This is a genomic window from Actinoplanes campanulatus (assembly GCF_014647795.1).
Lineage (GTDB): Bacteria > Actinomycetota > Actinomycetes > Mycobacteriales > Micromonosporaceae > Actinoplanes > Actinoplanes campanulatus.
The window spans coordinates 130638-152529 of record NZ_BMPW01000016.1 but is presented as its reverse complement, the minus strand read 5'-3'; the positions used below and the strand labels follow the sequence as shown (position 1 = coordinate 152529).

The 21892-nt window shown below is 66.8% G+C and carries 19 protein-coding genes; 5 read left to right on the top strand and 14 right to left on the bottom strand.

Going from position 1 to position 21892, the window contains the following annotated elements:
• Positions 1 to 11: 11 nt before the first annotated feature.
• Entirely contained in the window at positions 12 to 1118 is a 1107-nt protein-coding gene (locus tag IEZ13_RS28640; protein ID WP_183224171.1) for a DNA cytosine methyltransferase, read from the top strand.
• Between the two features lie 50 nt (positions 1119 to 1168).
• On the opposite strand, the gene drmB is transcribed toward IEZ13_RS28640, so the two are convergent.
• The 7 genes from drmB to IEZ13_RS28610 all read right to left on the bottom strand — a co-directional run bounded on the left by drmB (position 1169) and on the right by IEZ13_RS28610 (position 13913).
• On the bottom strand, positions 1169 to 2971 hold the full coding sequence (drmB, locus tag IEZ13_RS28635) for a DUF1998 domain-containing protein (protein WP_229795135.1): 1803 nt from the start codon (positions 2969 to 2971) through the stop codon (positions 1169 to 1171).
• A complete protein-coding gene (locus tag IEZ13_RS28630; RefSeq protein WP_183224175.1) occupies positions 2964 to 6140 on the bottom strand; it encodes a helicase-related protein in 3177 nt (1058 codons plus the stop codon). Before IEZ13_RS28630 ends, drmB begins: the two co-directional genes overlap by 8 nt.
• Positions 6137 to 7657 (bottom strand): nuclease-related domain-containing DEAD/DEAH box helicase, encoded by a 1521-nt coding sequence (locus IEZ13_RS28625; RefSeq protein WP_183224177.1) that lies wholly within the window; start codon positions 7655 to 7657, stop codon positions 6137 to 6139. Before IEZ13_RS28625 ends, IEZ13_RS28630 begins: the two co-directional genes overlap by 4 nt.
• Entirely contained in the window at positions 7654 to 11280 is a 3627-nt protein-coding gene (locus IEZ13_RS28620) for a DEAD/DEAH box helicase (protein ID WP_203833922.1), read from the bottom strand. Before IEZ13_RS28620 ends, IEZ13_RS28625 begins: the two co-directional genes overlap by 4 nt.
• 52 nt (positions 11281 to 11332) lie before the next feature.
• The gene (locus IEZ13_RS46895; protein WP_203833921.1) at positions 11333 to 12328 is read right to left on the bottom strand and encodes a sacsin N-terminal ATP-binding-like domain-containing protein; all 996 of its coding nucleotides are present in this window, start codon (positions 12326 to 12328) and stop codon (positions 11333 to 11335) included.
• 47 nt (positions 12329 to 12375) lie between these two features.
• The gene (locus tag IEZ13_RS28615; RefSeq protein WP_183224179.1) at positions 12376 to 12582 is read right to left on the bottom strand and encodes a hypothetical protein; all 207 of its coding nucleotides are present in this window, start codon (positions 12580 to 12582) and stop codon (positions 12376 to 12378) included.
• A 221-nt stretch (positions 12583 to 12803) separates the two neighbouring features.
• On the bottom strand, positions 12804 to 13913 hold the full coding sequence (locus tag IEZ13_RS28610; protein ID WP_183224181.1) for a NaeI family type II restriction endonuclease: 1110 nt from the start codon (positions 13911 to 13913) through the stop codon (positions 12804 to 12806).
• A gap of 181 nt (positions 13914 to 14094) precedes the next feature.
• Between IEZ13_RS28610 and IEZ13_RS28605 the strand changes: the two genes are divergently transcribed.
• Positions 14095 to 14931 (top strand): phosphoribosylaminoimidazolesuccinocarboxamide synthase, encoded by an 837-nt coding sequence (locus IEZ13_RS28605; protein ID WP_183224183.1) that lies wholly within the window; start codon positions 14095 to 14097, stop codon positions 14929 to 14931.
• 44 nt (positions 14932 to 14975) lie between these two features.
• Here IEZ13_RS28605 and IEZ13_RS28600 read toward each other — a convergent pair whose 3' ends face one another.
• The 4 genes from IEZ13_RS28600 to IEZ13_RS28585 form a co-directional block, all read right to left on the bottom strand.
• A complete protein-coding gene (locus IEZ13_RS28600) occupies positions 14976 to 15581 on the bottom strand; it encodes a malonic semialdehyde reductase (protein WP_183224186.1) in 606 nt (201 codons plus the stop codon).
• A 197-nt stretch (positions 15582 to 15778) separates the two neighbouring features.
• The gene (locus IEZ13_RS28595; protein WP_183224188.1) at positions 15779 to 16117 is read right to left on the bottom strand and encodes a winged helix-turn-helix transcriptional regulator; all 339 of its coding nucleotides are present in this window, start codon (positions 16115 to 16117) and stop codon (positions 15779 to 15781) included.
• 10 nt (positions 16118 to 16127) lie between these two features.
• Entirely contained in the window at positions 16128 to 16322 is a 195-nt protein-coding gene (locus IEZ13_RS28590; RefSeq protein WP_183224190.1) for a hypothetical protein, read from the bottom strand.
• Positions 16319 to 16621 carry a hypothetical protein gene (locus tag IEZ13_RS28585; RefSeq protein ID WP_183224192.1) on the bottom strand — a complete coding sequence of 101 codons (303 nt, stop codon included), beginning with the start codon at positions 16619 to 16621 and terminating at the stop codon, positions 16319 to 16321. The genes IEZ13_RS28590 and IEZ13_RS28585 overlap by 4 nt, the downstream gene beginning before the upstream one ends.
• Positions 16622 to 16902: 281 nt before the next feature.
• Here IEZ13_RS28585 and IEZ13_RS28580 point away from each other — a divergent pair, with 281 nt between their 5' ends.
• Positions 16903 to 17793, top strand: a complete 891-nt coding sequence (locus IEZ13_RS28580; RefSeq protein WP_183224194.1) for a helix-turn-helix domain-containing protein — start codon at positions 16903 to 16905, stop codon at positions 17791 to 17793.
• Positions 17794 to 17852: 59 nt separating this feature from the next.
• On the opposite strand, the gene IEZ13_RS28575 is transcribed toward IEZ13_RS28580, so the two are convergent.
• On the bottom strand, positions 17853 to 18089 hold the full coding sequence (locus IEZ13_RS28575) for a DUF397 domain-containing protein (RefSeq protein WP_183224197.1): 237 nt from the start codon (positions 18087 to 18089) through the stop codon (positions 17853 to 17855).
• Between the two features lie 261 nt (positions 18090 to 18350).
• On the opposite strand from IEZ13_RS28575, the gene IEZ13_RS28570 reads away from it, so the two are divergent.
• Together IEZ13_RS28570 and IEZ13_RS28565 are read left to right on the top strand one after the other, a co-directional pair.
• On the top strand, positions 18351 to 18584 hold the full coding sequence (locus IEZ13_RS28570; RefSeq protein WP_183224199.1) for a hypothetical protein: 234 nt from the start codon (positions 18351 to 18353) through the stop codon (positions 18582 to 18584).
• Positions 18577 to 18936 (top strand): hypothetical protein, encoded by a 360-nt coding sequence (locus IEZ13_RS28565; protein WP_229795133.1) that lies wholly within the window; start codon positions 18577 to 18579, stop codon positions 18934 to 18936. The genes IEZ13_RS28570 and IEZ13_RS28565 overlap by 8 nt, the downstream gene beginning before the upstream one ends.
• A gap of 454 nt (positions 18937 to 19390) precedes the next feature.
• Here IEZ13_RS28565 and IEZ13_RS28560 read toward each other — a convergent pair whose 3' ends face one another.
• The gene (locus IEZ13_RS28560) at positions 19391 to 20212 is read right to left on the bottom strand and encodes an SAM-dependent methyltransferase (RefSeq protein WP_183224201.1); all 822 of its coding nucleotides are present in this window, start codon (positions 20210 to 20212) and stop codon (positions 19391 to 19393) included.
• 90 nt (positions 20213 to 20302) lie between these two features.
• Positions 20303 to 21877: a GGDEF domain-containing protein gene (locus IEZ13_RS28555; protein ID WP_183224203.1), complete on the bottom strand. Its 1575-nt coding sequence runs from the start codon at positions 21875 to 21877 to the stop codon at positions 20303 to 20305.
• Positions 21878 to 21892: the final 15 nt, after the last annotated feature.

Sequence of the window (21892 nt, the reverse complement as noted above, 5' to 3'; positions counted from 1 at the left end):
GGGGAGCTAACATGTCGCGGGTGAGCGACCGCCTGAGCACGATCGACTTGTTCGCGGGATGCGGCGGTATGACCGTCGGGTTCCAGCGTGAGGGCTTTCGTCCGATCATGTCCGTCGAGTGGGATCTCGCGGCCGCCGCGACGTACGCCGCGAATTTCGGTGAGTCGCACACCCATTGGGGTGACATCGAACTCGTGCGTGACGGCGATATCCCCGATGCTGAGGTGATCATCGGTGGTCCTCCGTGCCAGGGCTTCTCCAACCTCGGCAGTAAAGACGTCGACGACCCGCGCAACATGCTGTGGAAGCAATACCTACGGTTCGTCGTCAAGGCTCGCCCTCAGGTCTTCGTCATCGAGAACGTCGAGCGGTTCTCCCGTACCAGTGAGTTCCAGCTCCTTCTCGAAGAGGCCGATCACGGTCTACTCAAGAACTACAAGCTCTCCTACGGTGTCCTGTTGGCCGCCGACTACGGCGTCGCGCAACGCCGACCGCGGACCATCGTCATCGGGTCGCGTATCGGTGAGATTCCGCTGCCCGAGCCGACTCACGCCAAGGTGCCGACCGGGGATCTCCTCCCGTGGGAGACGGTGCGTAGTCGTATCGACTGGGTCGACCCGCACCCCTCCACCACCGAGCTGCCCGACTCGATGACCGAATATTTCGGGCAGCGTATTCGGGGCGAGTTCAAGGGAACCGACATTCACTTCGGCCGACAACCGACGGCGATGTCGCTGGAGCGCTACGACCACATTCCTCCGGGCGGCGGCCGTTTCAATCTCCCGGATCATCTGCTCTCCCGATGCTGGCGTGAGAAGAAGACCGGTACGACGGACGTCATGGGCCGTATGCGATGGGACGCTCCGTCCTTGACCATCCGTACCGAGTTTTTCAAGCCGGAGAAGGGCCAATACCTGCACCCGCAGTGGGAGCCCGACAGGTCGGACCGTCGAGTCAACCGAGTCATCACCCACTATGAGGCCTCACTGCTGCAGGACTTCCCGAAGGATTACCTGTGGTGTGGCTCGAAGACCGAGATCGCGAAGCAGATCGGTAACGCCGTGCCGTCGGGCTTGGCCGCAGCCATCGCAAGACACCTGAAGAACTACCTGAACTGAACTCGGATCACGGGGTCGCCGTGGAGGCGACCCCGTGACCCTGCCGGTTCCTACCGGATCGAACCGCGTCGGACCTGATCGAGGACGCTGTCCAGGAGTCCCGGCACGTTCCCGCCGCCGAGCACGAGCTGCCGGTCGAGCAGGCGGTTGGCGGTCTCGCAGGAGGTCTCGCTGACGAGCGCGCATCCGTGGCACGCCGACAGGTTGAGCTGGGAAGACCCCTGCCGGTCGCTCTCGATGCACACCGGGTCGTTCGAGCAGACGTCCGCGTCGCCCAGAGCCGCCACAAGCAGCGGCAGGATCTTGTCCGGCTCACCCAAGCGGACGAGCCCTCCGAGGGTGCCCTGTGCATCGCCCGCGGCCGTGTAGATCAGGATTCCGGCGGTGCGGTCGGGACGATCAGAGTTCGCGTAGATCCGTTCCTGGAGAGAGGCGGACGAATAGCCGCTCGCGAAGGCCAGCCGGCGAATCAGCAGGTGAGCGACCGTGTGCAGGGCGATGAATCGCGGTTCCGGCACGTCCAGGTTCTGCCCCCACTGGCTGTACTCTCGCCGCTTCACCAGGATCTCGGCTCGAGCTCGGACCTCGGGCAGGTCCTCCCACTCGGAGAGCCGATCCTCGTCGAAGCGGAGGAAGATCCCCTCACCGAACATCTCCACGGCCGGGTACACCGGCTTCCGGCCCTGATCGAGGCCGAGGTCGGGAGGGATCAGGGCCGCGCCGGAGTCGTGCCGCCGGAAGCCCTTCAGCGCACGGACCTCACGTACTCGACGCACCTGTCCCACGGCGACGAGCCGACCGGTCAGCGCCGACGGCCACGCCGTGTCCGTGGGCACCTTCCAGCCGTCGACGATGAAGTCTCCACCGCTGTGGTCCCGACCTCCTTCGAGCTTCCTCAGGAAGGCGGCCCACTCGCCGTCTTTGAGGCCGAGGAGTGGGGCCTCCTCCTGGTCGTCGTCACCGGCGGCCACGCGTAGGACGTCCTCCTTCGAGACGCCCAACTCTTCGGCGATCCATCCGGCCACCATGTCCGCCTGAGGGCCGCCGTTGTCCGAGACCACCTTCTCGAAGTAGACGTGGGCGCGGATCTGGTCTCTCTGCACGACCGATTGCGGCGCCTCCTCCGGGATGTCTAGAGCCGACAGCCGTTCGGCGATGTAGTTCCCTGTGGCCCCCCGCTGGACGGCGACTAGGCGGTTCTCGCAGGGATCCCCGCGATTCGCCTCCTCCCACGGCTGCCGACCGTCGCACCGGATGCCGTCGCGCTGCAGTGAATCCTTGCCGACCAGGTCGGACAGGGGACGGTCGCGCTTACAGCCGTTGCAGACCACTCGAAGCGAGGCGAGGCCCTCCCCGTATCGGGTGGAACGGACGAACTTGAGCTCCTTGTAGGCGCGGCAGAACCGGACGGCTTCCGTGACGTCCCCGTCGGTTCCGCGATGGGCCCATTTGAACCAGTGGATGTCCTGGATGTGGCTGCCCTTGTCGCAGATCGCGACGTACCGCATCGGGACGAGTGATCCACCGCAGTCGCACTTGTTGACCCAGCGGCCACGGCTCTTACCGGTGAGCATCGACAACTTGGTGCACTGCTCACAGAACCGCCATGCCGGAAAGCGCCAATAGAGCAGGTGGGAGGTCTCCTTGGCGGCGCGGCCGGCGTGCGCGGGTGGTTGCCGGAGGACACCTCGACCGAGAGGAAGCCGCGCGACGAGTCGATCGCAGCTGATCTCGGGGGCCTGGGCGCGGGGCCACCAGGAGGTGTCGGGTGCGATCAGCGACTCGCCGCGGACGTCGACGATCGCACCCACCCCGAACGGTGTGATCGTCTCGGAGAGTCGAAGGTCATGCATGATGGGTTCCACGGCGGACCTCCTCCATCGGCTCACGTACATGGACGGCGACGTTGGGTTCGACCGACCTCATCGAATCCGCGACGAGCCAACCCTCGCCACGTTGGTCGAACCGTTGCAGCAAGGCCTGGTCGTCGGCCTTGACGCGGTCGTACAGCAATCGGGTACCACCCTCACGTGCCTGCTTGGCACGACGATCCCAGTCCCGGAGGAGCTCCCACACCTGCTCCTCGGTCTCCTCCGCCTCGATCGGCTCGGAACGTGTCACCAGGCTGAGGAACGTCTCCACCAGGCGTTCGACGGTTCGGGACACACCGTCGTCGTCGAGATCGAAGTTCGACGCGGCATCGTTCGCGGCCAGTGCCGGCACGGAGTGCCGAAGTAACGCCACCAGGGCGCCGGCCAAAGATCGTGCCCGGGAGGCCAGCGACCACGGGGTGACGCTCGTCGGCTCGACGCTGCGGTAGAGCGCCTCGTGATAGCCGCGGAACGTCTCGAAGTGCGATCGGTCCCGGGCCCGATTGGATCGGAACAATGTGGCGACGATGCCGTTGTTCAGGCCTCGGCCGACGCGACTGGTGGCCTGGATGTACTCGGCGGTCGTCTTCGGTTGGCCGACCATGAGCATCAGTGCGAGGCGAGGGATGTCGATGCCTACAGACAGCATGTTGGAGGAGAGCACGACATCGACGGCCTGATCGCTCTGATCGATACTGCGGGCGAGTTCCCGCAGGTCGTTGGGGAGTTCCTCCGGACCGCGACGACTCGTGAGCTCGAGGACCCGATCAGCCCGCACCTTACGGAAAGGCAGGGCCAACCGGTCCGCCCGCGGCTCCAACCGGCCGTTCACGTCGTCGACCACGAGGGTTCCCGTACGGCCGAGTTCGCGGAGACTGTTGTGGTACATGACGGCGGTCCAGTAGGAGTCGCGGGTCGTACCGGTATCGGTCTTTGTGGCCAGGACCTCGGGAATCTCCATCAGTGGGGCGGCGGTGGAGATCACCGCGGAAACCTGCGAGAGCGACTGCGGCATGAGGCCGACGTACAGGCGCCCCTCGCCGCTTTCGACCGGCCGGGAGAAGAAGGTTCGATCACCGTCCAGACCGCTGGGGGGATAGAGGGCGACGCTTCGGCCGTACAGGCCCTGGATCTGTTCATCCGAGGCGCGGATGGTCGCCGTAGAGGCCACGATCTTCGGAGCCGTGCCGCCGCTGCCCAGAAGCATCTGGATCACGGCATCGAACACCGCGACCGTGGTTCCGAGCGGTCCGGAGAGCAGGTGCAACTCGTCCTGGATGATCAGAGACGGCTGGCGGAACGGGGTTCCGAGACCGAGTAGCCTGCCCGCCTCGGGACGGAACTGGAGACGAGCGAACTTGTCGACGGTCGCGAGCAGGATCGTCGGTGGTTCCTCGTACAACACCTCGTCGACCACGGAGACCGGGAGCTCCCGACCGAACTCGCAGCCGGTGGCCGTGCAATGGATGACGACGTCGTGGCCCTCGAGACGTACGCCGTATCCGCTCCTGTCGTCGGAGCGCTTCTCCGGCAGGAGCGCCGTGCCGCACCACGGACAACTCTCGACCTGGAACCGGTTGGCCTCCTCCGGCCGGGCGGCCTTGTACAGACGGTCGAGAGCGGCCTTGGCGTCCCTCCTCGTACCGGGGGTGACCTCGTTGCCCACCCACAACCCGATGGAGAACCGGGCCATGCCCTTCACCCGCGTGTCGGTCCGGCGGAGGAGCTCCATCGCGCAGACCAGGGAGGCCGCACGCTGGAACTGCTGTGCGGTGAGTAGGCGCAGCGTATAGCGGGTGAGCACCGCGGTACCCGCGCCCGCGACCCCGTGGTCGAGCCGGCGCCGGAAGATCTCGATCGCCGCCAGCCCGAGGTACGCCTCGGTCTTCCCGCCACCGGTAGGGAACCAGATCAGGTCCACCAGCTCTCGATCCGGGTGATCCTCGTCGACCGTCGATGCGAGCGCGACGAGGAGGAAGCCGAGCTGGAACGGTCGCCATCGTGGCTCGGCCACCGTCTCCGGATCGTCACCACGTCGTACCGAGGTCTGGCGCATCTGTAGTCGCATGGCGGTCATGCCGAGCGCGAAGGCCGTTCGTAGGGACCGCTGCCGAGGGTCGCGCAGCAGCTCGACACCGGCTTCCATCCGGCGTAGGGCCTCTCGAGCTCGATCAGTGATCGAGCGTGCCACCGGAGCATCCGCACCGAAGCCGGCTACGGAGGCCTCCTGCTCCCCGACCCAGTTCGAGAAGGCGCCGACGAACGCGTCCAACATCGGAAGGACCTCGTCGGGATGGGTGTCGACCCGTGCCAGGTTGTCGAGTCGTAGGGCCGCGGCCTCAATCGTGCCCTGGGCGAAACCCGTCGTCTCAACGGCGGGGACGACGAACGCGGGCACGGGATCGAGGAGTACGCGTGTGCACAGACCGTCGGCGAGCTGCCAGTCGGCCGCCATACCGTGTCCGACCGCGTAGATCTTCTTGTCTCGATAACGGAGACGAAGCTTCGCGGACTCCGCGTCAAGATCGATTGCGGTCGAGCCCCGGTATTCGAGGATTCGTCCACCGGGAGCGGGCGTCACGGCGAGGGCGATCTGGAAGAGCATCAGGGGGATGTCCAACCGGTCGTCGCCGGTCGACTTCGCCATCACCCGGGCATGCACCGTCACGAGATGTGTGTCGCCGTACGGCCGCCACCTCGATCCGACCTCGATCGGGACCTCGTCGGCCTTCAGCTGGTGTGGTGGTTGTCCCGGGGAGAGATCCAACCCGTTGAACCGGAACGGGCGACGTCGCCACCGGGGCGGCCCGTCGTCGCTGATGGGTTGGTAGGTCCCGCCGGAGAGATCGCAGGAGACGTTCGGTCGATCCGTCACGAACGAGATCGCGACCGATGAGGGCCGCCAGTCCTCGGCGAGTGGGACACCCGCGCCACCCTCCTCGACATCACCGGCGGGCACGTCGGAACCGATCGGCTCATCCGTCCCGGATCCGTCGGACGGTGGCTGCTCGGATCTGATCGGGAAGAGCATCCCGACCGCGTACTGACGGTCGGGCAGGTTGGTGATGACCTCGTCGTCACCGTCGTCGGGCCCCACGTACGCGCTCCGCAGATGCGCCAACGCGATCGTCTGTCCTCTGGTCAACGTCATCTCGTCACCAACCGTTGTCGGAGGAGTTGCTGAAGGCGCCGTCTGTCGTCCTTGCTCACCACGATGTCCAGGGAGACGCGAGCGCGAGTCACGGCCACGTAGAACGCGGCCATGCCGGCGGAATCGAACGAGGCGGGGAGATCACAGACGATGATGCCCTCGGCCTCGAGACCCTTCGCGAAACGAGGGCTGGTCAGCGTGAATCCACCACTCGTCACGGTGGGGGACGCTGTGGAGCCCGCCCGAATGATCCAGATGTCCTCTCGGCGGATCCCGTCAGCCACCAGCCGCCCCGCCACCACCTCGGCCTCGGCGACACCGGAGTCTCCGTCGTAGGTGTGCCACCGGACCTTCTCCCCGTGGACGATGCCGGGATCACCGACGTCCGCACCGAGGTACTCCTGAACCATGTGCACGATCGCCCGAGTGTTCCGAACGTTCAGATCCAGGTCCACGGAGACGCCCTCCGACGCGACGATCTCGAATACGTCGTCGTCGTAGCCGCCGTCGATGTGCGCCTGGTTGTTGCTGTCCAGGAACATCCGCCATCGACCACGCTCTCGCCCGCCGACGGTGACGGTGTCCAGCCGGTCCATCATCTCGGCGGTCATCAGGTCCTGAGCCTCGTCGACGAAAACGGCGTCATAGACCCGATCACCGCCCAACCTATCGATGGGCAGGACGTCGATGTCACGGCCTACCACGTGCGGGGAGAAGAACCGGAGCAACTCCGGTGAGTGGAAGGTGATCAACACCTTTCGGCCCTGATCGGCCTCCTGCTTAGCCGCCTCCACGAGGACCAGGGACTTGCCGGTGCCGGCACCGCCGAGCACCATCACCCGAGGATTACGTGCCAGCGAGGCCAACACCCTGGCCTGACCCGCGGTGGCACGGTTCTGCTCCTCGATCACCGCACCACGCTGCGCATCGATCACGGGCATCCGGGTGAACTCACCGAACAGTCGCGTTCGCAGGTCCTCGACCCTGGCGAGTCGCTGTGCCGCGGGTGCTGAGCGTGCGGTGGCCGCGATCGCGTCGAGAACGTCCGTCAGCCTCGTGACGGTCATGTCGTCCTTCGCGAGCCAGCGGGTGGGCTGCCACTCGACCGAGTGCGGTGGAGTCTCGATGTCGGGCGTCATGACGACGGCCTCGTGCGCGTACCAGCCGATGCCCTCCTCGCGGAGGATGTCTCGGAGCGCGTACATGGCGGATTTCGCCTGCTCCATCGGAGAGCCGGTCAGCTTGTGCCAGTCGTTGCGGCGGTCGATGCTGTACCAGACACCGTCGTGCTTCCGGACGCCGCCGCCTTTGACCTCGACGACGATGAGGACCTTCTTCCATAGAACGACGAAGTCGGCCTCGGCTTGCTGCTTGTACGCATGCGACCGCAGCTTCACCGAGTGGAAGGCGACCGCGTCCGGGTCGCTGGTCACCTCACGCAGCAGCCGGGCGACACGGCGCTCCGCGTCGCTGCCCGCCGTCCGCACGATGTCGGACAGATCCGGTACGAGGATCATGAGCGGTGCTCCTGCCAGAGATCCTCATACTCCTTGTATCCGAGGAGGTCGGTGACATCGCCGAAGTTGTCGGCCATATCTACGATGAGGCACTCATCCTTTCCGCCGTTCTCGGGCCCGCGTAGGCCGCGACCCGCCATCTGGATGTAGGCGTTCGGGCTGAACGTCGGGCGGGCGATGTAGAGAGCGCGGACACCCGGTGCGTCGAAGCCTTGGATCAGCAGGTCACAGTTCGTCAGGACGCGGATCTCGTTGTTCTTGAACTGCTTGATGCTCTCGCGGCGTTGCCGTCGGCTGGTCTGCCCGCTGACCGCGGCCGCCGTGATGCCGCGGTATCGCAGTGTCGCCGCCAACACTTGAGCCGACAGGACGTTCGGCGTGAACACCAGGACCGGCCAACTGCTGTCGAGGCTCATGATGTGGTTGACGAGAGTCGACATGCGGGCATGGTCGCTGCCGATCCGGTCCAGGACCGTGGGGCTGACCCGGCGCAGGGTCTTGGCGTCGTTCTGCTCACTCGGCTCCAGGCGGACGTTGATGCCCTCCAGGATCCTGTGCTGGACGCGAGCGAGTACCCCGCGGGCGGCCAGTTCCCGGTAGGCGTTCCCCTCGAATGCCTTGATCTTGTGTCGACCGAAACGTCTCGCCAGGTTGTCCGTGGCTTGTATAGAGGTGCCCTTGAACGGCGTCGCGGAGAGGCCCACCAGCGGACGTGCGAAGCCTCGACCCGCCACACCCAGCCAGTTGAGGATCCGCGTATACAGCTCTGAATCACCCGCGCGGTGACCCTCGTCGATGAATACCGCCGCCGCCTCGCTCAACCACTCGTATTCGGCGTCACCGATCTTGAGGCGTAGTTGAGCGTCCGTGGCGACGATGAAGCTGAATTCGGTGTCCGGCTGGCTCACGGTGTTGCCGTCCCACAGCCGGCCGATCGTCAGCGGACGCTCGTCACCGAGACCCCGCCAAACCGTGCTCGCGGTCTGCACCGCCTGCTCGCAGAGTTCCTGGGACTGCGCGATCCAGAGGACGGAACCGCGGAGGTGGTCCTCCGTGAAGAGCCGCAACACGGTCTCCGTGGCCACTCGGGTCTTGCCGGCGCCGGTGGGCAGTTCCACCATCGCCTTCTGGTAGCCACCGTCCGGCGTACGCCGTGTCAGAACGTCACGCAGCTGCTCGCTGATCGTCTCCTGGAAGTCGTGCAACGGGTTGAGCCGTACAGCGCCGGGAACTACGAACTCCTGGTCCTGGCGTTGATTACGACGGCCGGCGAATTCCGGACCGAACCCCATCTTGCGCAGCCAGCCGATGGTGGTCGGGCTGCCCGCCCATTTCGTGGGGACGTCCGGGAAACGGCGGTCCCGGAAGTTCTGGGCGAGTTGCTCGACCGAGTCGTCTCGATACACGGTCAGGAAGAGTTCCGCCACCGACGTGTTGCCGTCGACGAGTCCCTGCGCCTTGAGCGCCTGCCACAGGCCCTTCGGCAGGGCCTCACGCAGGTCGTCCGGTCCGAAATAGACGTCGAGTCGCTCCGCGTCCGTCGCGGCGGCCTTGGCGCGCTGCCGTTCCTCCTCGAGCTGATGATCGAGGCCGACCTTGAGGACCTGCTCCAGGTCGGCGTTCGTGAGACCGAGCTCGAACGCCTCATTGACGAAGCGAAGCAGCCGACGTTCGTCGCTCACGTTACGGACGATGAGTCGCAGCCCGTCGAGGTGCCATTCGAGTGACTGGGGTTCGACGCCCTCCTCGGTCGTGACGAGCTTGACCACCTGCACTGCACGGGTCATGGTCGCGTTCTTCAGACGACTCGAGATGTATGTGGTACGCAGGCCGGGGAAGACGTCGACGATCGGCTCCTCGTCCTGCTCGCCCTCCACCAGGATCGAGAACGCGAAGGTGTCCTCGAACCGGCGGCAACCCACCGACTCCACGAATTCCGACACCTGCTCGTCCGCCACCCGCAGGTACGGGCGCTGGCGGGACTTGAGGAACGTCTCCTGTTCGTCGGTGGTGGCGAGATACACCGTGGAGGGCGAACGCGACTCGGTGATCTGACCGACCTTGGCCGGGATCGCGGGCGGTTGTGCGTCGGGGTAGGCGATTCGGGATACGGCCAGGATGAAGTCGAGGAGAACCGCGTTCGGGATACGAGGGTTGAACAGATCCGCGCCGAGTGCCTCCCTGAGGACCTCGGCCGGCACCGCCTCGAGTTCGTTCGGCAGGTCCAGGGCCGCGGCGAGCTGAGAGCCCCCGCTGCGGAGCAGCGGGAGAAGCAGCTCATATCTGAGCAGGGACGGGGCCACGACCTTGGAGGGCGGACGGAACCCCCTGGTCGAGTTCACGATGCCGGCGTTGTCGACCGCCCAGCGAACCGGTGACCAGTGCACGTTGTACGACATCCCGGTGTCTAGGTCGTCGCACGTCCAATCGCCGTTGTCCGCCTGGACCAGCGCGGCCGTCCACTGCGCACGCAGCTGCAGTGGCGCGTCCGCGTCGCGGAGGATGTACAGCATGGAGAAAGGACCGGGCCCGACACCGGGATAGAGCTCGATACGCTCGACCGGCCGCTCACCGGGGCCCTGATTCGCGTTGATGTCCTCCAGGATCCAGTCGCGGTACTTCTCGAAGTACAGCTCGTCCTCGGAGGGGTACTCGCGAACCGGGTCGTGGACCACCCCGAGCGTGTGGGCGGCGCCCGCCAGGCATCTGGCACGGTCCAGCGCCTTGACGCCGGGGACGTCCTTCACCGGGATGTCGATGTCGATCACTTCGCGCGGCCATGCCCAGTCGCCGTCTCGCGTGGGCACCTTGACCAGGCTGGAATACGCGGCGAGAGCCTTCTGCGCGGTGGGCAGGGGCACCTCGACGGCAGCCTGCCAGAGCTTGGCGTGCTCCTCTTCGCTCGAGACAGGCGAGAGACGGGCGAGGTGGGCGTTGAGGATCGCCAGCGGGTCGAGCGCTCGGAATCCCGCGCCCCGGAGCAGCTTGTCGACGCCGCTCTGCGAGAGGAAGGCGGGATCGACGAAGACCCCGTCCTCGATCTTCAGCCCTTCGAGCTGGTGGAGGAAGACGACGTTCTTGTCCTGCAGCGTCCGCAGGCCGTCGGTCGTCGGAATGACCTTCGCCCGTTCCACCTCGGGGAGGCGGCTCCGCTGGCGGCATACCAACCGGAGCGCGCTTGCGGCGGACACCGGATCGTCTCCCTCGGCCCACTCCCGTAGCCAGGAGAGGAGTCCGCGCTTCGACATCGCGGCCAACGTCCGCTTGAGGTCGGCCTCGGTGGCGTCCAGCGGAGCGCCGTTCGCGGCTGCGAAGATCTGCCGCAGACGCGCGACCCGCTGAGGCGAGGTGTAGCACTGCCAATGCGGGACGTCGGATCCGGTGTTCGGCGAGCTGATCCAGTCTTTGTGGGCCGACTCCGCCTCGTCCAGGGCGATCCCGAAGTCGAGAGGCTTCAGGTCCTCCGTACGCGTCAGAGTCCCACCGGCGTCGGGGATCAGGTCGGATCCCACCGCCATGTGCGGCACCTGCGCACAGAGCACCTCGTCGCCGTAGGAGAGCACCTCACGACCTCGAGCCGGCAGGTAGTCCAGGTGTGCCGCCGCATCATCCGAGGTGCGCACTCGCGGCATCATCTGGACGAACATCTCCGCGAGCTCTACCAGGATCCCTCGGTTATAGGCGTTGCGAAGGAGCGTGGTTCGGTCGTCGTTCACGCTCCATGGAGCGTTGAAAAGAGCGGATGCCGAGGTCTTGTCCTGCAGCGGGGAAGTACGACCAGAAGCGCCCGACCCGGTTCTCTCGTCGTAGCCTCCGCGGAACCGCGACGGTCACCTTGACCTCGGCGCGGGAGACGGCCTCCCCGACCTGCCTCCGCGCCTCCGCGGTCGGTGCGTGCATCCGGTCCTCGACGAGCCACTCCTCACCCTCGCCGTCGGGGCCTTCGATCTTGAACAGGCCATCGCCGAGGCTTCGGGACACATGACTGGTCTCGAAGGGGTCGGCCCCGATGATCCGGAGTCGCACCCGACGGACGGCACTCACGAAGAGCAGGAACTCCGACGAGAAGTCGATGATCTCTCGCCGAAGTCGAGTGGTGTCGGAGACGTCGGGAAGCTTGACGATCGTGGCCGCCCACTCGGAGAGTTCGGCCAGGATGCGGTCTTCGGTGAACGCACGATCCGCGTCGAGGACGGTGGCGGTGCGCAGCGCGGGAAGGCGTCTCGTCGCCGAGCCGATCCCAGTGATGGCCGACCGTGCCTCCGCGGAGTTGAACTCGAACGACACCGAACGGCTGTAGACCTTCGGCGCGCTGGACACGGCTAGGACGGACTTGAAGCCGAGTCCGAAGCGACCGATCTCATCGCCTCGCTTGCCGCTGAGGTGTGCGTGCGTGATGGCTGTCAGACCGCTTTTGGAGAACGGCCGTCCGGCATTGGCGCAATACAGGGTGTTGCGGGTGGTGTCGAGGACGATCTCGACCCGGCCGGCGTTCGGGTCCGAATCCGCCCCGGTTCCCGACATGGCGTCGGCCGCGTTCTGAACGAGTTCGAGGAGCGTCCGATTGGCATACCCGCCGACGCGGATGGACTCCTCATGATTCGCGTGTTCCGAGATCAGGTCCGGCTTCACCCGGTAGGAGGCGATGGTGCTGTCGAACAGGTTCTTCACTTCTCGGACGAGACCCGCGTCGGGCGTCCAGGACGGTCTCATCATCGTCACAGTCGGCAGCCCTTCGTGCGGGTTCGTCCGGTGCGGAGGGCTTCAAGATAACCATGCTGTCGGAAAAGCGAGATCGCACCGCGGGTGCGGTCCTTGGTTGAACCGGCATCGGCCATATGGAGACAGGCGTCGAACCGTTCGGTGACGGCGCCGACAACTCTTGGCCTGATCTTCTCCCGAATCTGCAAATCCGACTCCCGCATGTCGCATCCCTAGCAGTCGAAGAAGCCGGAACGGCGCCTCCGATAGCGGTGAAATCTAATGGGTATGGCTGATGGGTGCGTCATCGCCACTCGGAAAATGAAATCCGTGCGGACGACGGCCGTATGCGTCAATGACTATTAGGTTCATCTCGGGCTAAATAGACATACTCGATGCCTAAGGAAATATCCGACCTGATCTGATCGAGGTGGAGCCGCGATGATCAATCGCGTAGCTTTCGGGGCTCGATGTCGGGGGCCGGAACAACCGGATCGCCGAGGCGCGCGAGTCGCCAGCGGGATCCGTGGATGACCGTGTACGGCTCAGTGTCGCCCTCCTCCCAGGGGTGCAGGCGTGCGCTGACGAACCGTCCGAGGGTCGGCGTGGGAAGGTCGAGCTCCGCGGCCATCTGAGGATGCGGCCGGTAGTGCCCGAAGATCACCATGCCCTCCGGCCGCAGGTTCCGGCGGGCATCTCGTACCCGTTTCGCACTGTCGACCTGCTGAGCCGCGGTCTGGATCGTCGCGCGATTGACCAGTTCCCCTGGCAGTTCGCGGAAGAGACTGTCGACCGCGGACTGTCCGCCCTTCGCGTATGCGATGAGTTCCAGCTTCCTCGGGTCCGTGACGTGCAGAAGTGTGTTCTTCACCAGGTCCGCGCCCGCTACCAGCCAGAGGATCCGGCCGCGGGCCTCTTCGTTGAGCTGGCGCTTCTTGTCACGTTGATTGCCTCGGGGCCTCAGGACCTCCTCGCTGATCCGGATCAGACCGGATGCCCAGCGGGCGGTGTACTCGTTGGCCCAGACCACGAGGGCGATCTTGTTTCCGCGGCTGTACATCTCTTCCGGAATCTCCCATTCGTAGAGATTTCGGGACCATTTGCAGTCGATGTCGGCGCCGGCGATGCTGTAGTCCAGTTCGACGCCGTCACGAAACTCGAATTCCCGTTGGATCCAAATCTCCACAAGGGTGCCGATATGTGTTTTCTCGGTCTTGAGGAGTTGCGTGAAATCCCAACGGCCGGTCCGTTGCCCGTCGTAGATCTGGTCAAGTGCTTCACGGATGGCATAGCCGGTCCGATCGCCATACGGATCCAGTCTCGAGATTGCGGCGTGCACCGCCCACAGCTCCGGATCCTCGTCAGCCGTGGGCGGTTGCGTGCCGAGGATCTCGACGGGCCCCCTGGAGGGCTTCGGTCGGTTCTTCGTCGTGGGGCGGGCTGGGCGGAGACGTTGCCGCCGTGCCCGCAGGGTTCGGGGCAGGTATACGTTGCCATCCTCTTCCTCAACCCCCTCTTCCCAGAGTGGGTCTTGTCCGGGGAAAGTCGATGCCATCGTTGCCCCCACCTCTTCGATGCCGGTGTTAACTCCGCGGCGTGACTTATGTGTTGACCACGCTAACACGCATCTTGCGGATGCGCTACGGTGAATTCGTGTGGCGGCTCACCGGACCGGTGTCGTGGTCCTTTCGGTAGCGTGAAAGCGCACCTCACCCACCGCCCACCGAGGGGAACAAGTGGAGCTCCTGCACTCCGGCAAGGTCCGGGACGTCTACGCCGACGGCGACGACCTGATCCTGGTCACCTCTGACCGGATCTCGATCTACGACGTCATCCTGCCCACGCCGATCCCGGACAAGGGCAAGATCCTCACCCAGCTCTCGCTCTGGTGGTTCGACCAGCTCTCCGACGTCATCCCGAACCACGTCATCTCGGCCACCGACGTGCCGGCGGAGTGGAGTGGGCGGGCCATCCGGTGCGAGCGCCTGGAGATGGTCATGGTCGAGTGCATCGCGCGTGGTTACCTGGCCGGGTCAGGGCTCAAGGACTACGAGCGCAACCGGACGATCTCCGGCAACGTGCTGCCGGAAGGGCTGGTGGAGTCCTCCCGGCTGCCGGAGCCGATCTTCACGCCCAGCACGAAGGAGCCGGTCGGCGGAGGCCACGACGAGCCGCTCACCTTCGAGCAGACGGTCGACCGGGTGGGTAAGGAACTGGCCGAGGAGCTGCGCCGGGTCACGCTCGAGGTGTACCGCCGCGGGTCGGAGATCGCCGCCGCCAAGGGCATCGTCATCGCCGACACCAAGATCGAGGTCGGGTACGCGAACGGGACGCTGAAGCTCGGCGACGAGGTGCTCACGCCGGACTCGTCCCGGTTCTGGGGCGCCGACGAATGGAAGCCGGGCAGCGTGCCGCGCTACCTGGACAAGCAGTTCCTGCGGGACTGGTCGGGGCAGCTCACCGACTGGAACCGGACGGCGCCGGGCCCGGAGATCCCGGACGAGGTGGTCGAGGCCACCCGCAACCGGTATGTCGAGGTCTACGAGCGCCTCACCGGCGACCGCTGGCGCTGACGAGAACGGCCCGGCGGCGAACCACCGGGCCGTTTCTCACGGATTCACGCCCACTGGACCGTGGTCTCGTGGGGCAGGCGGGGCAGCCGGTCGCGCCACGCGTTCTCGCCCGGGTGACCCAGGTTGACGACGACCAGCGACCGGTAGCGCCCGCCGGGGAAGAATTCGGCGTCCACACCCGCCTTGTCGAAACCGGTCATCGGCCCGGCGACCAGGCCGATCGCCCGCGCCGCGAGGATGAAGTAGCCGATCTGGAGCCCGGCGCTCAGGTTGCCGGCGGCCAGACGCAGGGCCTCGTTCGCCTCGTAGACGTCCTTCAGCCCCGGATTGTGCGGGAACACCTCGGGCACGAACTCGTGGAACGACGTGTCCAGCGCCAGCACGGCCACCGCCGGGGCGCTCTGCGACTTGGGCCGGTTGCCCTCGGCGAGATGCGGGATGAGGCGCGCCCGACCCTCCGCGCTGCGCACGAACAGCACCCGCAGCGGCTGCGTGTTCGCCGCGGTCGGCGGCCATTTGGCGAGATCCCAGAGCTCCGCGAGCTCCTCGTCGGTCACCGGCGTCGCCGCGAACGCGGACGCCGTGCGCGCCTCGGTGAACAGCAGCGCTCGCGCGTCCGAGGTCAGACCAGCTCTTGAAAAAGTATCCACTTCTAAAAAACTAGTGGCTTACCATCAGAAGGCCCCCGTGAAGATGATCACTAAGAACCGAAAATCCCTGTCGTAGCGGAGTGGTGGGTACAGACCGCTGCTCCCGCCGAGGGCCCGGCGCGTCTCGCTGGCCGCTGGCGCGTCCAGAACGCGAGCCCCACCGGGCGACGTGCGTGAGCGGTTGCGCTCCGAAACCCTCAGGGCAGGTGCTCGTTGGCCCAGAGCGCGATCTGATCCAGGGCCGGCATCAGGGCGCGCCCGGCCTCAGTCAGCGTGTAGGAGACGGAGACCGGTGGGCCCTCGTCGACGGCCCGGATGATCAGGCCGGCCGACACCAGGCTGGACAGACGGTTGGAGAGCACCGAGTCACTGATGCCGTCGATGCCGCGGGACAACTCCCGGAAACCGACCGGGCCGTCGTGGAGCTTGCCCAGCACCGCGGCATTCCACCGGCGGCCGAGGAACTCGAAGGCCCGGGACAGTGCGGCATCACGAACGCGGCACGACAGCTGTTGCTCCTCATTCACCGCTGTCATGCGGGTAAAGCTACACGGGTGAGCGTTGCGCGGTGCTCGATTGCTGCTCCGACCAGTTGATCGGCATCTTGCAGGCGCCGCACGAGAGCTGCTCGCCGCAGGTTGGGCACCAGTCGTTGGTTCGACGTAGATACCACCCCAGGGCGACCCCGGCGAAGAGGCTGAGCAGCCCGACCACCGCCGACACCGTGACCGCGCCGGTCATCGCAGCGGACTCCGGCGAACGAGGCGTAGAGCACGCTGGTCGAGGGCCGGGTCGGCGTCGCCCCGCCACGTCACGTAGGGCGCCGTGAAGGTGTCCACACCGGTGCCCCGATGGTTCTCCGGCCGGTAGGTGACCGTGACCGCGCGGGGAGAGGCCGCCTCGATGACACCCGCGCGCCAGCCGTCCCGATAGACCCACACCGGATCCGCTGGCCGGTAGCTCTCGGCCGGGGCCACCTCTGCCGGGTCACGGTAGGGCGGGGTCACGGTAGGCGTGGTGGACGCCATCAGATTCGGCATGAGGGATTGCCTCCAAGGTGTCGAGGCGGTGCTCCGGTGTTCATGAGCAACACCCACAACCGGCTGAGCAGCCGAAGATTTCGGCACGCTCCGTCAGCGGTTGGTACGTGTCTGTCAGCTATCATGCTCGTCATCAAGTGCGTTCGCAAGGCCGGATGCACGTGCATCCGCAATAGACGAACGTTCGTGAGGCCGCGATCCCGCCGGTTTCGCGAGAAGGATCTCCGCTCTAGGATGCGTAAGGCTGCGCCGGCAGTCACAGAGCAGCGACAAGGAGTCAGGTGAGCGCGGGTTCGCAGGAGGAGGCGCCGGGAGGCGGCCCGACCGTGCTGCGCATCCTGCTCGGCTCCCAGCTTCGAAAGCTGCGGGAGTCGAGGGGGATCACCCGGGAGGCCGCGGGTTACGAGATCCGCGCGTCCGGGTCGAAGATCAGCCGCATGGAGCTGGGCCGCGTCAGTTTCAAGGAACGTGACGTCGCGGACCTGCTGACGATGTATGGCGTGAGCGACTCGGCCGAGCGGGACGCGTTGATCAACCTCGCCCGTCAGGCCAACAACCCCGGCTGGTGGCAGCATTTCAGCGATGTCCTTCCGGGCTGGTTCCAGGCGTACCTCGGTCTCGAGGCCGCGGCCTCGCTGATCCGGACGTACGAGATCCAGTTCGTTCCCGGCCTGCTCCAGACGCCCGACTACGCCCGTGCCGTGATCATGTTGGGTCACGCCGGCGCCAGCGCCGACGAGATCAACCGGCGGGTCGACGTTCGTCTCCAGCGGCAGCAGATCCTCACCCGTTCGGGTGGCCCGCAACTGTGGGCGGTGATCGACGAGGCGGTGCTGCGGCGCCCGATCGGCGGCGTCGAGGTGATGCGCGCCCAGATCGAGGCGCTCATCGAGGCGTCGAAACTGCCAGGCGTCCGGCTGCAGATCATCCCGTTCCAGGCGGGCGGCCACGCGGCTGCCGGCGGACCGTTCGCGATCCTGCGGTTCCCCGAGCCGGAGCTGCCCGACGTGGTCTACGTGGAACAGCTGACCAGCGCCATCTACCTGGACAAGCGCGAGGACGTGGACCACTACGCCATGGCGATGGAGCGCGTCTGCATCGACGCGGAGCCGCCGAACCACACGCCGGACATCCTCGGCAAGCTGCTGAACGAGGTCGGCCGCCCGGCCTGATCAGCACGAAGGGCCGGCCGCGACGTCGCGCGGCCGGACCCGGTACGAAGGCCTGAGGGTCAGGCGATCAGGTTGTCGAAGTCTCCGTCGCGGACGCCGCCGAGGAACGCCTCGATCTCGGCCCGGGTGTAGATCAGTGCCGCACCCTCGGGATCGCGGGAGTTACGCACGGCAACATCGCCACTCGGCAGGACGGCGCACTCCACGCAGTTGCCACTTGGGTTGCTGCGCCGGCTCTTCTGCCAGGTCACGCCCTGCAGTTCGCCGGCAGGCATGCCGTTGACCACATAGGTCATTCCAAGCTCCCTAGATTTGCCCCGGATCGCCCATCGATCCGGGAATCGGTGGTCTCTGCGTGCCTAAACTGGGCGCTGATGCAAATGCACGTGCATCTGGCCTTGCGTAGTCACGAGATTCTGAGCATGATAACGCACGTACTGGTTCCTAGGGGTGTCACTCAGGGTGACATCTTTAGGTGACGGGTCGGCTGCGGAGCGACGTCTGCGGCCTCGGCGCGAGGCTCCCTGGCGGGGGCGTCCGAGCGAGAGGTGACGAGCATGTCGATACCCAACATCGGCCCCGAACACCCCGATTCGAGTGAGCCCGGCGCGACCGACAGCTCGCGCCGGGCGAACCCGTTGGTCTATCGAGACGAGCCGTTCGCGGACGATGTGTTCGCGGCGTCGACCCGGGCCAGCGCGGTCACCCACCGTTTCGGATTGAGCCGGCCCGGCGGGACCATCCTGCGGCGGCCGCCTGCTGAGGAGGATGAGTCCGACGCGCGTGACTGAGCTCGTCCGTTGCCACCGCCAGCAACGATCCGCCGGGCTGCCACGGCCCCGGGCGCCGCGCGTCCGAGACCACCGGCTGCGGCCCAGCGGTCCGGCCTGGCCGGTGTACGAGTTCGCCGAATCGGACTACTGCTACGGCATCGGCCCGATCCGGATCCGCCTCGTCCGGGTGAACTGGGCCCAGCCCATCCCGCACGAGGGAGACCTCTGGCTCGGCGTCCACGCCATCGTCATCGACCGATCCGGCAGGGAGGGCGCGGTCCGCGAGATGCTCGTCCGCGCCGACAGCGTGCCGGTCCCCCCGGCGTGCAAGCGCCCCCGACTACGGGTGTTGCGCAGCACGCCCGTTTGATCACCGGGTGGGCGGCGCGGTTCCCCGTGCCGGGCCGCCCACCCGGCTGTGTTTAATGGCTTCGCTTCGCTCCGCGGCAAAACGCCTTGTAACCGGTGTCGAGGCAGGTGATTTCCCGCCGCCAGCAAACCCCGCTGGCGTCGGGAAATCACTTGCCTCGACACCGGCGGCGTTTTGCGGGGGACGTTGAGTGCACCGCCGTCCACCTCGACGTGACCGCTCCCCGGCCAGAACAAGTGCCGTGGGAAGCAGATCTCCCCAGCTGGCTCCCAGAGCCATCCGGACCCGGTGACCCGTGCGGCGCCAGCCGACCGGGTCGGACCGTGCGGCGTCAAGCCGCCCGGTCAGGCTCAGGCCGGCGGGCGGGTCACCGGCGTGAGCGGGCAGGTGATCGCGTGGTGCGACGGAACGGGCAGGTTCGGCGGGGCGGTCTGTCCCCGTACCGGAGAAGGGTTTAAGGCTTGCGGGCCACGCCTGACCAGTAGTAGGCGGCCTCCGGGTTTTCGACCTTGCCGTCCGGGCGCCAGGCCGAGACCGGGACCAGGCCGGGCTCGAGGAGCTCCCAGTCGCCGAAGAAGCGCTCGACCGCCTCGCGGCTGCGGGCCACCAGGGTCATGCCGGCGCCGGTGGCGGCGGCGACCGCGGCGTCGACCTCGGCCGGGTTGAAGTCGGCGGTCGGGTGGGTGATGGCGAGGCAGCTGCCCGACGGCAGGGCGTCGCGCAGCTCGGCGACCTTGGACCACGGGTCGTCGGCGTCGGCGAGCAGCATCAGGATGGCGATCAGGGTGAGGCCGACCGGCTGGGTCAGGTCGAGGGTGTCGCGCAGGGCCGGGTCGTCGAGGATGGAGCGCGGCTTGCGGATGTCGGCGGCGATGTACTCACTACGGCCGGCGGGGTCACTGAGCATCAGTGCGCGGGCGTGGACCAGCACGATCGGGTCGTTGTCGACGTAGACGACGCGGGTCGACGGGGCGATCCGCTGGGCGATCTCGTGCAGGTTGGGCCGGGTCGGGATGCCGGTGCCGATGTCCAGGAACTGGCGGATGCCCTCCTTGGCGACCAGGTCACGGGCCGCCCGGTGGACGAACTTCCGGTTCTCGCCGGCCATGTACTTCATGCCGGGAATGGCCTGGATCATCGCCTCTCCGACGGCGCGGTCGACGGCGAAGTTGTCCTTGCCGCCGAGCCAGTAGTCGTAGATGCGGGCGGAGTGCGGCACGTTGATGTTGACCCCGGGCGGGGCCACCTCGGTAGGTGCGGAACTGCCCTCTGTCACGACCGCCTCCTTGCGACAAAACCCGTCGAGCCCAAGCGCAAACAGCCTAGCCCGAACGATCGACCGACTTCACCCCCGCGATCGGGGATTTCAGGCGGCCGAGGCGTATCCCCGGGAGGCGGCCGAGACGACACGATCACGTCCGGCGTGCTTGGCAGAGTACAGGTGACCGTCCGCAGTGGACAGAAGGGTCGGCTGGGTGGGCGCCGCGACGTCCGCGGCGGCGGCGACACCGATGCTCACGGTGACCGGAAGGCCGTGCGTGAGGTCGCGCCAGTCGTGCTCCCGGATCGTCCGGCGGATGCCGTCGAGCAGGGCGAAAGCCCGGGCCGGGAGGGTGCCGGGCAGCACGACGAGGAACTCCTCGCCACCGATCCGCGCGGTGAAACCCTCCGGGCAGGCGGCCGCCACCCCGTCCGCGATCAGGGCGGCCACCTTGATCAGCACCTGGTCGCCGACGCTGTGCGAGAGCCGGTCGTTGACCTGCTTGAAGTGGTCGAGGTCGACCAGCGCGATGGTGAGCGCCGGGTCCGACTCGATCAGAACGGGCAGCACCTCGTCGACGTGGCGGCGGTTGTGCAGCCCGGTGAGCGGGTCGCGGCGGGCCTGCTCGCGGAACCGCTCGGCCTCCTGCCGGGCCTCGACCGTCTCGAACATCGCCTGCCGGGTACGGGTACGCGCTTCCCGCTGGAGCGAGTGCAGATTCTGGTACGCCAGGAAGAACGTCTTGTGCACCGCGAACGCCTCGGCGAACTCGCCCCGGACGGCGTGCAACTCGGCCTGCTCCTGGTGCACCCGGACGAGGACCTCGACGAGGTCCCGGTCGGCGCACATGGCCCGGCACTCGTCGAGGCTCTCCTGGGCCCGTGCATATGCCTGTAGACCGCGCTGCGCCTGGGCGAGGGTCAACAGGTACTCCGGGAGGGCGTCGGCGTCCTCGTGCCGGCCCTCGGCGTGCCGCTCGATGCACAGCCGCATGGTGGTCTCGGCCTCGGCGAACCGCCCGTTGCCGATCTGGATGGCCCCGATCGTGTCGAGGAAGGCCGGTTCGAGGGGGATGCCGCGTTCCTCGGCCAGTCGCTGGAGGCGTTTCGCGACCTCTTCGGCGCGCTGCTGGTGGCCGGTGTCGTACTCCGCGTAGGCATGGTTGTTGAGTAGGCTGAGCAGGACCGGTGACCCGGTGAGAACGGCGAGCTCCTCGGCCTGCGCGTAGCGGATCCGGGCGGCGTCCATCGAGCCGGCCGCCCACAGCGCGTCGGCGAGTTTGGTGCGGTGCCAGATGTGCATGTGGGTGGTGGACTCGTCGTCGAGCAGCTCGACCGAGAGCAGCGCGTGCTCCAGGGCCTGCTCGGAGTCGCCGAGGTGCTGGTGGATGCAGGCCCAGATCAGATGGGTGCGGGCGAGCAGGAGCCGGGCGTCGTTGCCGACCGCCCACTCGTGGACCTGCCAGATCTGCTCGGCGGCCCCGGCGATGTCGCCCGAGCGCATCCGCATGTTGGCCTGGCAGAGCCGGGCTCGGGCGATCAGGAGTGGATCGCCGAGGACCCGGGCGGCCTCCTCGATGGAGATCGCCCGGGTCAACTCGGCCTGCGCGTCCCAGGAACGCTCGTCTTCGATGGTGAGCAGAGCGGCCGAGAGCACCTCGGCGTCGACCGACCGCACCATCCGAGCCTCCTCTGT

Coding starts and splice junctions, on each gene's coding strand:
- IEZ13_RS28640 (WP_183224171.1), top strand. CDS start 12: ATGTCGCGGGTGAGCGACCGCCTGAGCACGATCGACTTGTTCGCGGGA.
- drmB (WP_229795135.1), bottom strand. CDS start 2,971: ATGCATGACCTTCGACTCTCCGAGACGATCACACCGTTCGGGGTGGGT.
- IEZ13_RS28630 (WP_183224175.1), bottom strand. CDS start 6,140: ATGACGTTGACCAGAGGACAGACGATCGCGTTGGCGCATCTGCGGAGC.
- IEZ13_RS28625 (WP_183224177.1), bottom strand. CDS start 7,657: ATGATCCTCGTACCGGATCTGTCCGACATCGTGCGGACGGCGGGCAGC.
- IEZ13_RS28615 (WP_183224179.1), bottom strand. CDS start 12,582: ATGCGGGAGTCGGATTTGCAGATTCGGGAGAAGATCAGGCCAAGAGTT.
- IEZ13_RS28610 (WP_183224181.1), bottom strand. CDS start 13,913: ATGGCATCGACTTTCCCCGGACAAGACCCACTCTGGGAAGAGGGGGTT.
- IEZ13_RS28595 (WP_183224188.1), bottom strand. CDS start 16,117: ATGACAGCGGTGAATGAGGAGCAACAGCTGTCGTGCCGCGTTCGTGAT.
- IEZ13_RS28590 (WP_183224190.1), bottom strand. CDS start 16,322: ATGACCGGCGCGGTCACGGTGTCGGCGGTGGTCGGGCTGCTCAGCCTC.
- IEZ13_RS28585 (WP_183224192.1), bottom strand. CDS start 16,621: ATGCCGAATCTGATGGCGTCCACCACGCCTACCGTGACCCCGCCCTAC.
- IEZ13_RS28575 (WP_183224197.1), bottom strand. CDS start 18,089: ATGACCTATGTGGTCAACGGCATGCCTGCCGGCGAACTGCAGGGCGTG.
- IEZ13_RS28570 (WP_183224199.1), top strand. CDS start 18,351: ATGTCGATACCCAACATCGGCCCCGAACACCCCGATTCGAGTGAGCCC.
- IEZ13_RS28555 (WP_183224203.1), bottom strand. CDS start 21,877: ATGGTGCGGTCGGTCGACGCCGAGGTGCTCTCGGCCGCTCTGCTCACC.